At 71.0% G+C, this 12,665-nt stretch carries 13 protein-coding genes and 2 rRNA genes; 12 read left to right on the top strand and 3 right to left on the bottom strand.

Annotation, left to right across the window (positions count from 1 at the left end; translation table 11 throughout):
* The 9 genes from AC1DU4_RS17645 to AC1DU4_RS17685 all read left to right on the top strand — a co-directional run.
* Positions 1–192: ribosomal RNA gene (locus tag AC1DU4_RS17645) — 23S ribosomal RNA — on the top strand; the annotation flags it as partial.
* 129 nt (positions 193–321) lie between these two features.
* Positions 322–438 (top strand): 5S ribosomal RNA (gene rrf / locus AC1DU4_RS17650).
* A gap of 210 nt (positions 439–648) precedes the next feature.
* A complete protein-coding gene (gene rocD, locus AC1DU4_RS17655; RefSeq protein WP_477841958.1) occupies positions 649–1,905 on the top strand; it encodes an ornithine--oxo-acid transaminase in 1,257 nt (418 codons plus the stop codon).
* Positions 1,906–2,186: 281 nt separating this feature from the next.
* A complete protein-coding gene (gene rplM / locus AC1DU4_RS17660) occupies positions 2,187–2,630 on the top strand; it encodes a 50S ribosomal protein L13 (RefSeq protein WP_072843778.1) in 444 nt (147 codons plus the stop codon).
* Complete coding sequence (gene rpsI, locus AC1DU4_RS17665; RefSeq protein ID WP_072843777.1) at positions 2,627–3,157, top strand: 30S ribosomal protein S9; 531 nt, start codon at positions 2,627–2,629, stop codon at positions 3,155–3,157. Before rplM ends, rpsI begins: the two co-directional genes overlap by 4 nt.
* Before the next feature lie 116 nt (positions 3,158–3,273).
* Positions 3,274–4,614, top strand: coding sequence for a phosphoglucosamine mutase (gene glmM, locus AC1DU4_RS17670; RefSeq protein WP_477841960.1), 1,341 nt, complete (start codon positions 3,274–3,276; stop codon positions 4,612–4,614).
* Positions 4,615–4,730: 116 nt separating this feature from the next.
* Complete coding sequence (locus tag AC1DU4_RS17675; RefSeq protein WP_477841962.1) at positions 4,731–5,018, top strand: hypothetical protein; 288 nt, start codon at positions 4,731–4,733, stop codon at positions 5,016–5,018.
* A complete protein-coding gene (locus tag AC1DU4_RS17680; protein ID WP_477841964.1) occupies positions 5,015–6,007 on the top strand; it encodes a hypothetical protein in 993 nt (330 codons plus the stop codon). The genes AC1DU4_RS17675 and AC1DU4_RS17680 overlap by 4 nt, the downstream gene beginning before the upstream one ends.
* On the top strand, positions 6,004–6,306 hold the full coding sequence (locus tag AC1DU4_RS17685; protein ID WP_477841966.1) for a hypothetical protein: 303 nt from the start codon (positions 6,004–6,006) through the stop codon (positions 6,304–6,306). Before AC1DU4_RS17680 ends, AC1DU4_RS17685 begins: the two co-directional genes overlap by 4 nt.
* Here the strand turns inward: AC1DU4_RS17685 and AC1DU4_RS17690 are convergent.
* On the bottom strand, positions 6,279–7,112 hold the full coding sequence (locus AC1DU4_RS17690) for a poly(ethylene terephthalate) hydrolase family protein (RefSeq protein WP_477841968.1): 834 nt from the start codon (positions 7,110–7,112) through the stop codon (positions 6,279–6,281). The two genes, AC1DU4_RS17685 and AC1DU4_RS17690, sit on opposite strands and share 28 nt — an antisense overlap.
* A gap of 123 nt (positions 7,113–7,235) precedes the next feature.
* Here AC1DU4_RS17690 and AC1DU4_RS17695 point away from each other — a divergent pair, with 123 nt between their 5' ends.
* Positions 7,236–8,273, top strand: coding sequence for an alpha/beta fold hydrolase (locus tag AC1DU4_RS17695; RefSeq protein WP_477841970.1), 1,038 nt, complete (start codon positions 7,236–7,238; stop codon positions 8,271–8,273).
* Between the two features lie 86 nt (positions 8,274–8,359).
* Positions 8,360–10,222 carry a glutamine--fructose-6-phosphate transaminase (isomerizing) gene (gene glmS, locus AC1DU4_RS17700; RefSeq protein WP_477841972.1) on the top strand — a complete coding sequence of 621 codons (1,863 nt, stop codon included), beginning with the start codon at positions 8,360–8,362 and terminating at the stop codon, positions 10,220–10,222.
* 43 nt (positions 10,223–10,265) lie between these two features.
* On the opposite strand, the gene AC1DU4_RS17705 is transcribed toward glmS, so the two are convergent.
* Together AC1DU4_RS17705 and AC1DU4_RS17710 are read right to left on the bottom strand one after the other, a co-directional pair.
* Entirely contained in the window at positions 10,266–10,658 is a 393-nt protein-coding gene (locus AC1DU4_RS17705) for a cupredoxin domain-containing protein (protein ID WP_477841974.1), read from the bottom strand.
* Between the two features lie 36 nt (positions 10,659–10,694).
* Entirely contained in the window at positions 10,695–11,069 is a 375-nt protein-coding gene (locus AC1DU4_RS17710; RefSeq protein ID WP_477841976.1) for a cupredoxin domain-containing protein, read from the bottom strand.
* A gap of 99 nt (positions 11,070–11,168) precedes the next feature.
* Here AC1DU4_RS17710 and AC1DU4_RS17715 point away from each other — a divergent pair, with 99 nt between their 5' ends.
* Positions 11,169–12,620, top strand: a complete 1,452-nt coding sequence (locus AC1DU4_RS17715) for an NAD(P)H-hydrate dehydratase (RefSeq protein ID WP_477841978.1) — start codon at positions 11,169–11,171, stop codon at positions 12,618–12,620.
* Positions 12,621–12,665 lie beyond the last annotated feature (45 nt).

The following is a 12,665-nucleotide window of genomic DNA, read 5'->3' on the forward strand; positions in this document are numbered from 1 at the left end:
GGCACTGCTGGTTGGCTACGTTCGGAAGGGATAACCGCTGAAAGCATCTAAGCGGGAAGCCTGTTCCAAGATGAGGTTTCTCACCCACTTGTGGGGTAAGGCCCCCGGCAGACCACCGGGTTGATAGGCCGGAACTGGAAGCCCAGTAATGGGTGTAGGTGACTGGTACTAATAGGCCGAGGACTTACCACAAAGAAGCTACGCGTCCACTGTGCGGTATCTGAGACAACACACAGATACCCTTTTCCCCCGCTGGGGCACCCGTTTTGTCGGGTGTGCCGGTCCGGGTGGGGAGAGGGGTGTGTGACAGTTTCACAGAGTTACGGCGGCCATAGCGGAGGGGAAACGCCCGGTCCCATTCCGAACCCGGAAGCTAAGCCCTCCAGCGCCGATGGTACTGCACTCGACAGGGTGTGGGAGAGTAGGTCACCGCCGTACATATTTTGCGAATGCCTCGCATCACGACTCCTTATCGGGGTTGTGGTGCGGGGCATTTCGCGTTTCCGGGGCCGGGCGCTGTGCGTCGGGTGTGTGGTTGCCGGCCTGGTTCGGTGGCGGCGCCGCTGTGGTGCGCGGATACTGACGACAGCCGCCGCGGCGGGGTCGCAGACGTGGCTCTCGTGGCTACCTCGAACAGGGGGAGTGGACATGAGTACCGATCCCAGAGACTCCGAACTTCCTCCCGGCGAACCCMTGGTGCCGGTGACGGCGCAGACAGAGGCCGAGCTCGCGCGAGCTGCGACGCACAGCGCGCACAACTACGACCCGCTGCCGGTGGTGCTGGAGTCTGCGCAGGGCGTGTGGGCGCGCGGCATCGACGGCGTCGACTACCTGGACCTGCTCGCCGGCTACTCCGCGCTCAACTTCGGCCATGCACACCCCCGTCTTGTCGAGGTCGCACGTTCTCAACTCGGTCGCCTCGCACTCACGAGCAGGGCCTTTCAGCATTCGGTGTTCGCCGATTTCTGTGAGGCCGTCAGCGGGCTGTGCGGAAAGGAGGCGGTGCTGCCGATGAACACCGGCGCGGAGGCCGTCGAGACCGCCTTGAAACTGGCCCGGCGCTGGGGATACGACGTGAAGGGTGTGCCGCCGGACCAGGCGGAGATCATCACCTGCGCCGGCAACTTCCACGGCCGGACCATCGCCATCGTCGGGTTCTCCACCGACCCGGACGCACACGACGGGTTCGGGCCGTACCCGCCGGGTTTCCGCACCGTCGAGTACGGGGACGCGGCGGCGATGGCGGCGGCGGTCACACCGAACACCGTGGCGGTGCTGGTCGAGCCGATCCAGGGCGAGGCCGGGGTGCTGGTCCCGCCGGACGGTTACCTCCGCGCGGTCCGCGAACTGTGCGACGAGCACTCGATGCTGATGCTGGCCGACGAGATCCAGAGCGGCCTCGGTCGGACCGGAGAAACCTTCGCCTGCGATCACGAGGACGTCGTGCCCGACGTGTACATCCTGGGCAAGGCGCTCGGCGGCGGTCTGGTCCCGGTCTCCGCGGTGGTCGCCGACTGGCCGGTGCTGCGCGTCATCGGGCCGGGTCAGCACGGCAGCACCTTCGGCGGCAACCCGCTGGCCTGCGCCGTGGCCGTGGAAGTGGTCCGGATGCTCGGGACTGGCGAGTACCAGCGCCGCAGCCGCGAACTCGGTGCGCACCTGCACACCCTGCTCGGGGCGCTGCCGTCCGACCGGGTGACGGCGGTGCGCGGTCGGGGACTGTGGGCGGGGGTGCAACTGGCCGCGGGGCAGCCGCCCGCCCGGGTGATCTGCGAACGCCTGCTGGCTCGCCGGATCCTGGCCAAGGACGCGCACGAGGGGACGATCCGGCTGGCGCCGCCGCTCGTCGTCGAGCGTGACGAGATCACCTGGGCGGTAGCGCAACTGGCAGATGCGCTGAGCTGACGCGGTCGCGTCGGTGGTGACCGCCTCGCCGCCGGCCCCGACGCCGTGGGGGTGCTTGCGCGGGGAGCGGTGCGGGCCCCGGCGGCGCCGTCGGTGCGGTGTCTCCGGAGCCAGCTTTTGACCAGGCCCTGACCTGGGCGGTAAGGTACGCAGTCGGCGTGCGTTACGGCGGGGCATTCACGTGCCGCCCGTATCACGGGTTCCTGGGTCTCCACTGGCCGCCGGGAACATCCGCACCGTGCGCGTTGGCCAGCAGCTACACGATATGACGAGGAAGTTCTGTGTCTACGTACACCCCGAAGGCCGGAGATGTGACCCGCACGTGGCACGTCATCGACGCCACTGACGTGGTGCTCGGCCGCCTTGCCGTCCAGGCAGCGAATCTGCTGCGCGGCAAGCACAAGCCCACCTTTGCACCGCACATCGACGGCGGCGACTTCGTCGTCATCATCAATGCGGACAAGGTTGCCATCAGCGGTAACAAGCGCGACGGCAAGCTCCTGTACAACCACTCCGGTTACCCCGGTGGTCTGAAGTCGCGGACCGTCGGAGAGGTTCTGGAGCGGACCCCGGACCGTCTCGTGGAGAAGGCCGTCACCGGCATGCTCCCCAAGAACAAGCTGGGCCGCGCCATCGCCGGCAAGCTGAAGGTCTACGCAGGCCCGACCCACCCCCACACCGCGCAGCAGCCGGTTCCGTTCGAGATCAAGCAGGTGGCCCAGTGACCGCGCCGGAAGAGCAGAACGTGTCGAACGACGAGGTCATCGTCGAGGAGACCGTCGTGGAGGAGTTCGCCTCCGCGGACCAGCCCGAGATCGTCGAGGAGTTCGAGGTCGAGGCCGTCGCGCCCGCCCCGATCTACATCGACCGTCCCGTGCAGACCGTCGGCCGTCGTAAGGAGGCTGTCGTCCGCGTCCGCCTCACCCCCGGCACCGGCGAGTTCAAGCTGAACGGCCGCACCATGGAGGATTACTTCCCCAACAAGGTGCACCAGCAGCTGATCAAGGCTCCGCTCGTCACCGTTGAGCGCGCCGAGTCCTTCGACATCGTCGCCCTGCTGCACGGCGGCGGACCGTCCGGACAGGCAGGCGCCCTGCGTCTGGCCATCGCCCGGGCCCTGATCGAGGTCACCCCCGAGGACCGCCCCGCTCTCAAGAGCGCCGGCTTCCTCACCCGTGACGCCCGCGCCGTCGAGCGCAAGAAGTACGGCCTGAAGAAGGCCCGTAAGGCATCTCAGTACTCCAAGCGCTGATGTGTCGCCGGCGCCGCCCTCCGGGGTTGGTGCCGGCACCTGTTCACCAACAAGAGCAGGCGTCCAGCAGTACCGGACGCCTGCTCTTGTCGTAGGTACTCAAAGGGGTCTGATTCATGGGTCGGTTGTTCGGGACGGACGGCGTTCGCGGTCTTGCCAACGCGGAGCTGAGCGTCGAGCTCGCACTTCGTATTGCGGGTGCTGCCGCGTCGGTGCTGGCGCTCTCGGAGCGCGGCGCGCCGAGACCGACCGCCGTCGTCGGCCGAGACCCCAGGGCCAGCGGCGAGATGCTCGAGGCCGCGGTCACCGCGGGCCTCACTGCCGCGGGAGTCGACGTGATCAGTGTCGGCGTGCTGCCGACCCCCGCCGTCGCCTACCTCACCGGCGCCTACGAGGCCTCGCTCGGCGTGATGATCTCCGCCTCGCACAACCCCATGCCGGACAACGGCATCAAGATCTTCGCGGCGGGTGGGCACAAGCTCGACGACGAGTCGGAGGACCGGATCGAGGCGGCCATCGCCGACCACGACCTGATTCCCCGGCCCACCGGCGCCGGCATCGGCCGGGTCCGGGTCGCCGACGACGCCGCCGAGCGTTACCTCGCCCAGCTGGCTCGCGGCAACAGCCATCGGCTGGACGGACTCACCGTGGTGGTGGACTGCGCCAACGGGGCCGCGTCGGTAGTCGGACCGCAGGCCTACCGGGCCGCCGGAGCCACGGTGATCGAGATCTACGCAGACCCCGACGGACTGAACATCAACGACGGCTGCGGTTCGACGCACCTCGACGTCCTGCAGGCCGCGGTCGTCGAGCACGGCGCCGACCTCGGGCTCGCGCACGACGGCGACGCGGATCGATGCCTCGCGGTCGACGCCACCGGCGCGATCGTCGACGGTGACGCGATCATGACCGTCCTGGCGCTGGCGATGCGGGACTCCGGCGAGCTGGTCGACAACACCCTCGTCGCCACGGTGATGAGCAACCTGGGCCTGCACATCGCGATGCGCGAGGCGGGCATCGAGGTCCGCACCACCGCGGTCGGCGACCGGTACGTGCTCGAGGAACTGCGCAACGGCTCCTACAGCCTCGGAGGCGAGCAGTCCGGACACGTCGTGCTGCCCAGTTTCGGCACCACCGGCGACGGCGTGCTCACCGGTCTGCGGCTGATGGGCCGGATGGCGCAGACCTCCAAGACTCTGGCCGAGCTGGCCGCGGTGATGGTCACCCTCCCGCAGGTGCTGGTGAACGTGAAGGTCAGCGACAAGGCCGCGGTCGCCACCGCGCCCACCGTGCTGGCGGCGGTCGCCGAGGCGGAGCAGATCCTCGGCGAGGCGGGCCGGGTGCTGTTGCGGCCGTCGGGCACCGAGCAGCTGGTGCGGGTGATGGTGGAGGCGGCCGAGATCGAGGTGGCGCGCAAGCTGGCCGACGACCTCGCGGGCCACGTCGCGTCGGTCTGACACTCGTCAGTTCCCGACCGGCTCCCACGATCTCACCGGCGTCCGCAGTTCGCCGGAACCGATTGAGCCGCCGCCGCGTCTGACCCTGTGACGGGTGCATTCCGCGAGGGGGCTCAGTGGGTGAGGACGACAGCGGGGTGGGCGAGCGCCTCGACTTGGACGTGGCGGGGCTGCGAACCGTGGCCAACGGGTTGCGGGAGTCTGCCACGGCAGTGAGTGCGGCGGCGACGACGATCAGAGGCCGCGGCCTCGACGGCCTGGCCCGACGCATTCAGGCCCTCGCGGACGCGACGTCGGAGGATGCGCGTCGGCTGGCCGTGACCGTGGACCGCTACGTCCGTCAGGACGCCGAGAACGCCCGACTCCTCGACGGCGGGACCTCGCTGGGCGGGGAACGCCGGTGACCACCGGGGCCGGTTCCTGGGTCCGCGGCGACGGGTACTTCGCGGAGTTCCTCCCGCGTGCGGAGGCGGGCGTCACCTGCGATCAGCTGCGGGCACGGGCGTCCGGGTGGGGCACGGACCTCGCGGACCGAGAGGCGGACGCGGACGCGCTCGGCGCCGCCCTCCAGGTGCTCCGTGCGGAATGCACGAGACAGGAAGACCTGGTCCGTCACCTCGCGGACGGCTGGGCGGGCGAAGCCGCCGACGCGGCCCGCGAGCGGATCGGCGCGCACTTGGGCCGGGCCCGGGAGGAATGCGCACGGGTTGCCGCCGTGCACGAGGCGATGACGGACGCGGTCCGCGTCGCCCGGACCGCACTCGACGCCGCGTCCGAGGTTGCCGCCGGCTTCGACGCACCGCTTGTCGCCGGGCACACCCCGGCCGAGGTGGACCTGATGATCACTCGCACGGCCGACGCAGGCGCATCGTGGCTGCGCGAAGTGCTTGTCCCGCACGTGCAGTCGCAGGCCGCCGCGTTCCTCGCACTCTGCGACGCGACGACGCGGGCGGTCGAGGGGGCACGGCACCTGCTCACGGATGCGCTGGACCGGATCGATGCCGACCCCGTCGCCGCCGACGCCGGTGTGGAACCGGCAATCGACCCCCCGGCGAGCGGGCCTGCGGACACTCACGGGGGCGGGAAGGACACAGAGGGCGGGAAGGACACCGAGGGCGGGAAGGACGCAGGGGGCTGGGTGCTCGACACCCGGGTGGCCGAACCCGCGTCGGCTGGACCCGCGCCGGAACCGCCGGAGCAGGCGTCGGACTCGGAGCAGGAACAGGGGTCGGAGCAGGCGCAGGTACAGCCTGGACCCGGACCCGTTCGGTCCGGTCTCGACCCGGAATCGCCGCAACCCGACACCGAGTCCGCCGCTCGACCGTTGGCCGCGGAACCGGCGCCGGCCGGCGGTGACTCGGGCGCCGACCTGGCCGAAGCCGGGCCGCTGTGACGAGCCGGCACGCGGCGGACCGGCTGCTGGCCGAGCATGCCGCCGCGCTGGACGACGTCCGGGCCAGGATTGCCGCGGCAGACCGCGCGGCGGCGCTACGTGCACACCAATTGCGTTGTGGGACAACAGTGGAACCGTCATTCGCGCGGGCCGGTCCGTCGGCGGGACGAGTGCTCCGGCGCGCCGACGAGTCCCGCGAGCGGGACCGGAGCGACGCCGAGGCGGCGGCGACTCCCGGTGCACCCGAACCCGAGGCGGACCGCGTCGAGGCCTACCGGGTGAAGAGCTGGCTGGTGTGATCCGTCGCGGCGGTCGGGTCCACGGCGTGGGTGCCGGGCAGCTGCGCGCCGGGCAGCGCGTACGGCTCGTACTCCGTCTCGCCGAGCAGGTGGTAGAGCAGGTAGCCGGTGAGCAGGGCACGGGTCGTCTTCTGCGTCTTGCGTTCGGAACCGCCGAGCCCCAGCGCGCCGAACAGGCGCCGGCCCTCGGCCAGCCCGCCCGCGGACGCGCCGTCCACGGTGCGCAGGATGGCCTGCCCGTCCCAGGCGGTCGCCAGGGACTTCGCGTTGCAGTTCATCGACTCGAGGTCGTCGGCGCCCGCGACGATCAGGCCGGGCGCGGCGATCTTGGCCGCGGACCGTTCGGCGGGCGGGGCGGTCGGTGCCGGGAACAACGCGGCCACCGCGGCGGCCGGGCCGTGTGTCGCCGCGGCGAGCACCGCGGCACCGGCACCCATCCCGTGACCGGCGAAGGCGATCTTGGTGGGGTCGACGCTGATCTTCCCCGGGCCCAGTCGCACACCGACACAGATGTCGATCGCGGTGCGCAGGTCCGAGGCGAGCGCGACGTGAGAGGGGACCGGCGAACGCTGGGTGTCCGGGGCGGCGACGACGAGGCCCCAGGAAGCCAGGTGCGTGAGCGTCTCCTGGTACCGGTCGACGCCGGTCATCCAGCCGTGGGCGAAGGCCACCGCCGGCATCGAGAACCCCGATGCGGGCGTGAACACCACGCCGGGTTGACCGGCCAACGAGAGGTCGCCGCGCAGCACCCGGTGCGGACCGCGCTTAGATAGACGGGAGGCCAGGGTCTTCGGAGTCGGCGCCACGGTGATGACCGTATCCGATCCCACAGCCGATTCTCGAAGCAACTTCGGGCGGCCGAGGTCGAGTCGTCAGCAGAGCAGGGGGAACGAACAGTGTTCGGCATTGCGGTACCGACGTCCCGGAGCGTGGCACGCGCGGTCGAGAACGTCCGCGCGCGAATCACCTCGGACGGGCTGGCCGACCTGCGGCCGACGCCGTCGGAGGTGGTCGACGCCAACCCCGACCGCACGGTGCGCCGCTTCCGTTCGACCCGTAGGGAGGCCACCGGCGCGCCGGTGCTGCTCGTCACCCCGCTGGCGGCCCCCGCGGTGGCCTTCGACCTGCGCCGCGGGTGCAGCGTCGTCGAGTACCTGCGAGAGACCGGCCGCGACGTCTACGTGGTGGACTACGGGCCGGTGAACTTCGCCGACCGTGCCCGTGGATTCGAGCACTGGGTCGACGACGTGGTGCCGGACGCGGTGCGGGTGGTCAGCGCCGACGCCGGCGGCCGCAGTGTGCACCTGGCCGGATGGTCGCTCGGCGGGATCTTCGCGGTCTACGCCGCGGCCGCGCACCCCGAGTTGCCGCTGCAGTCGTTGACGCCGATCGCCAGCCCCTTCGATCTTCGGCGGGTGCCGTTGTTCGCGACGCTGCGCCCGCTGGACCGGGTGTTCGGCCCGTACACCGTCGCGCCGTTCTACCGGTTGCTCGGCACCATTCCGGCGCCGCTGACCAGCCTCGGTTTCAAGGCGGCCAGCATCGACAAGTACCTCACCCGGCCGTTTGCCGTCCTGGCGAACCTCGACGACCGGGACCACCTCGAGCAGATCGAGGCCGTCGACCGGTTCATGGACAACATGTACGCCTACCCGGGGCGGACCTTCGGGCAGCTCTACCACGTGGTGATGCGCTCGAACGAGTTCGCGACCGGGCACATGCAGATCGCCGGCCGGCGGGTGAGCCTCGGCGACATCGACGTGCCGGTGATGGTGGTCGCGGGCAGCGGCGACGTTCTGGCGCCGGAGCCCGCGGTGCGCCACCTCACGGAACTGTTGGACGGTTCACCGAGAGTTCGCTACGGGGCGTTTCCGGGTGGGCACCTCGGTGTGCTCACAGGTCGGGCGGCGCGGGAGACCATGTGGCCGGCATTTGCCGACTTCCTCGCCGAGTGCGACCCGGACTGACGGATCGCCCGACGGATCGGCGGCAAGTCCTGGTGGCCGGACCTGCCGGTCGGCGTGGGCTCGCAGCCCCAGTACGCTGGGTAACCATGTGCGGAATCGTGGGATACGTCGGCCACCGCCAGGCGCTGGGCGTCGTGGTGGAGGCGCTGCGCCGAATGGAGTACCGCGGCTACGACTCGGCCGGGATCGCGGTGCTGGACGGCGCCGGCGGACTTGCCGTCGAGCGCAAGGCCGGCAAGCTCGCCAACCTCGAGGCGGAGCTCGCCGAGACCGGCACCGAGCGCTTTGTCGGCAGCACGGGCATCGGGCACACCCGGTGGGCCACCCACGGCCGGCCGACCGACCGCAACGCGCACCCGCACCTCGACGCGACCGGCAAGGTCGCGGTCGTCCACAACGGCATCATCGAGAACTTCGCGCCGCTGCGCGCCGAGCTCGAGCAGGCCGGCATCGACTTCGCGTCGGACACCGACTCCGAGGTCACCGTGCACCTCGTCGCCCGGGCCTACGCGGAGGGGCCGACGGCCGGCGACTTCATCGCCAGTGCGCAGCAGGTCGTGCGTCGGCTCGAGGGCGCCTTCACCCTGGTCTTCACGCACGCCGACCACCCCGAGACGATCGTCGCCGCCCGTCGCTCCACCCCGTTGGTGGTGGGCGTCGGCGAGGGTGAGATGTTCCTCGGCTCGGACGTCGCGGCGTTCATCGAGCACACGCGCGACGCCATCGAGCTCGGTCAGGACCAGGTGGTGGTGATCACCGCCGACGGCTACACGATCAGCGACTTCGCGGGCAACGAGGCGCAGGGCCGCCCGTTCCGCATCGACTGGGACCTCGCCGCCGCCGAGAAGGGCGGCCACGACTACTTCATGCTCAAGGAGATCGAGGAGCAGCCGACCGCGGTGGCCGACACCCTCCTCGGCCACTTCGCGGACGGCAAGATCGTCCTCGACGAGCAGCGCCTGTCCGACCAGGAGTTGCGCGACGTGGACAAGGTCTTCGTCGTCGCCTGCGGCAGCGCGTACCACTCCGGACTGCTCGCCAAGTACGCGATCGAACACTGGACCCGGCTGCCCGTCGAGGTGGAGCTCGCCAGCGAGTTCCGTTACCGCGACCCGGTGCTCGACCGCTCGACGCTGGTGGTGGCGATCTCCCAGTCCGGCGAGACCGCGGACACGCTCGAGGCGGTCAAGCACGCCAAGGACCAGAAGGCGCGGGTGCTGGCCATCTGCAACACCAACGGCGCGCAGATCCCCCGCGAGGCCGACGCCGTCCTCTACACCCGGGCGGGTCCGGAGATCGCGGTCGCGTCGACCAAGGCGTTCCTGGCGCAGGTGACCGCGAACTACCTCGTGGGCCTGGCGCTGGCGCAGGCTCGTGGCACCAAGTACCCGGACGAGGTGGCCCGGGAGTACGCGGATCTCGAGGCCATGCCCGCGCTGGTGGCCCGCGTCCTGGAGACGGCCGAGCCGGTTCGGGCCCTGGCCCGTGAGTTCGCCGACGCCCGGACCGTGCTGTTCCTGGGTAGGCACGTCGGGTACCCGGTGGCGCTCGAGGGTGCGCTCAAGCTCAAGGAGTTGGCGTACATGCACGCCGAGGGCTTTGCCGCCGGCGAGCTCAAGCACGGGCCGATCGCGCTGATCGAGGAGGGCCTGCCGGTCATCGTCGTCATGCCCTCGCCCAAGGGGCGCGCGGTGCTGCACTCGAAGCTGGTCTCGAACATCCAGGAGATCAAGGCCCGGGGCGCGCGGACGATCGTCATCGCCGAGGAGGGCGACGAGACGGTCCGGGCGCACGCCGACCACCTGATCGAGATCCCGGCGGCGCCGACCCTGCTGCAGCCGCTGCTGTCCACGGTTCCGCTGCAGGTGTTCGCGGCCGAGGTGGCGAAGGTGCGGGGCTACGACGTCGACAAGCCGCGCAACCTCGCGAAGTCCGTCACCGTCGAGTAGACCCGGGCAGGTTCGGTGACCGGCAGGCCACCGAACCGCTCGGTCACTGCACGACGACGGTGCCCGCCATCCCCGCGTGCAGGGTGCAGGTGTACGGGTAGGTGCCCGGCTGGTCGAAGGTGTGGCTGTAACTTCCGCCGGTCATGATGGTGCTCGCGAACCCCGCGGGGGCGCCCGCGGCCGAGGTCACGTTGTGCGCGATGCCGCGGTCGTCGAACTTCCAGGTCACCGTCTGTCCCACCCGGATCGTCACGGTGGACGGCTGGAAGCTCATCCCGGAGACGACGACGGTCGGGTCTGCGTTCGAGGCGGACGAGGTCGGTGCCGCCTGGCCGGCGTCGGGTTTGCTCGTGTCGGCGCAGCCGACCACGGCCGAGGCCAGCAGGAGTCCGATTGCCGTGGCGGACCCGAGCCCGCGCATCGAGGGTGCACGCATCGCCCCAGGCTAGACCCGTCAGCGAGGCTGGACCCGTCAACGCACGATGATGGTGCCGCCCATGCTGGCGTGCTCGGAGCAGAAGTACCGGCTCATGCCGACCCGGATGAATTTGTGGCTGTAGGTTCCGCTGCTCTGGACGCCGCTCTCGAAGTACTCCTGGGCGTTGGCGTTCGAGACCACACCGTGCTCGGTGCCCTGGTCGGCGAACACCCACGTCACCGTGTCGCCGGCCCGGATTCGCAGGATCGACGGGTTGAACCGCATGTTGGAGATCGTCACGGTCGCGGATCCGCCCGCGGTCAGCGAGACTTCCGGTGACTCGGTGGTGGCGCATCCCGTGAGCACTGACGTGAGCAACAGACCGGACGCCAAGACGACTCCGAGCGCGTGAATCGACGGTGCACGCATAGCTTCAGGCTAGACCCCGGACGTCGCCCTGGGAACCGTCGAGCAGCGGGAGCCGATACGGTCGACGGGGCGGACGCCATCTTCTCGAGGAGGTCAGCGATGCGGGACTACTACCCTGCCGAGCAGGTGCGTGCGGCTGAGGCTCCGCTGCTGGCGGCACTGCCCGAGGGCACGTTGATGCGGCGCGCCGCGCACGGTCTCGAACTGGTGGTGGCCTCCGAACTGCGTTCCCGCACAGGGGGAGTGGCGGGCCGCAGGGTGACCCTGCTGGTCGGTTCCGGCGACAACGGCGGCGACGCCCTGTGGGCCGGGGCGATGCTGCGCCGCCGCGGTGTGGCGGTCCGCGCCGTGCTGCTGGACCCGGACCGGGCACACGCGGCGGGGCTGGCCGCCCTGCGCGCCGCGGGCGGCCGGGTGGCACGGGGGTCCGAGGCCGACCTCGGCGATCCCGACGTGGTGCTCGACGGCATCGTGGGACTCTCGGGGCGGGGGCCGTTGCGCCCGCCCGCCGCGGCGCTGGTCCGGCGGGTGGCGGCGCCCATCGTGGCGGTCGACCTGCCGAGCGGGGTGGACCCGGATACCGGGGAGGCTCCCGGGCCGGCGGTGACGGCACAGGTCACGGTCGCCTTCGGCGCGCTCAAGCCGGTGCACGCGCTGGCCGCCGCACACTGCGGCCGGGTCGAACTTGTCGACATCGGACTGGCGCCCGGGGAGGCCTCCGTGCGGGCGTTGACCGCGTCCGAGGTCGGCGCGCGCTGGCCGGTGCCGGGCGCGAGCGACGACAAGTACACGCAAGGCGTCGTCGGCGTGGTGGCGGGCAGCGCCCGCTATCCCGGCGCCGGGGTGCTCTGCGCGGGGGCCGCGGTGACCGCCACCTCCGGGATGGTGCGGTATGCGGGAACTGCTGCCGTGCAAGTGCTTTCGAGGTGGCCCGAGGTGGTTGCGGCGGATTGTGTCGAGGACGCCGGCCGGGTCCAGGCGTGGGTGGTGGGTCCGGGTGCGGGCACCGGCGAGTCCGCCGCGTCGCAGCTGCGCGCCGTCCTCGGCACCGACCTGCCGGTGCTGGTGGATGCCGACGGCCTCACGCTCCTGGCGGCCGATCCGGGGCTGGTGGCCGGGCGGTCCGCGCCGACCCTGCTCACGCCGCATGCGGGGGAGTTCGCGAGGCTCGCCGGCGTCGATCCGGCGGCGGACCGGGTGGGGCACACCCGGAGGCTGGCCGCGGACTGGGGCGTCACGGTGCTGCTCAAGGGGCGGTGCACGGTGATCGCGCGTCCGGACGGTCAGGTGCTGCTCAACGACGCGGCCGGTTCGGCTGCTGCCACGCCCGGTTCGGGTGACGTGCTGGCCGGCATGGTCGGCGCACTGGCGGCGTCGGGCCTGGACCTGGCAACGGCGGCGGCGATGGGGGCGCGGGCGCATTCGCTGGCCGCGAATCTGGCGGCGGGTGAGAGATCGGTCACTGCGGCCCCGATTTCCGCCGGAGCGCTGTTGTCCCAGGTCAGGGCGGCTGTGCGGATTCTTCGCGCCCAACAGGTGCCCAAACCGTGACCTCATGAGGATGTGAAACTATTTGGGGATTCGGTCGAAAATGGC

This window comes from Rhodococcus sp. P4_F5, assembly GCF_056401315.1.

Bases quoted from the DNA above. Each gene is read 5' to 3' on its own strand.
- AC1DU4_RS17710 (WP_477841976.1), bottom strand. From the start codon at position 11,069: ATGCGTGCACCGTCGATTCACGCGCTCGGAGTCGTCTTGGCGTCCGGT.
- AC1DU4_RS17705 (WP_477841974.1), bottom strand. From the start codon at position 10,658: ATGCGTGCACCCTCGATGCGCGGGCTCGGGTCCGCCACGGCAATCGGA.
- glmM (WP_477841960.1), top strand. From the start codon at position 3,274: ATGGGTCGGTTGTTCGGGACGGACGGCGTTCGCGGTCTTGCCAACGCG.
- AC1DU4_RS17715 (WP_477841978.1), top strand. From the start codon at position 11,169: ATGCGGGACTACTACCCTGCCGAGCAGGTGCGTGCGGCTGAGGCTCCG.
- glmS (WP_477841972.1), top strand. From the start codon at position 8,360: ATGTGCGGAATCGTGGGATACGTCGGCCACCGCCAGGCGCTGGGCGTC.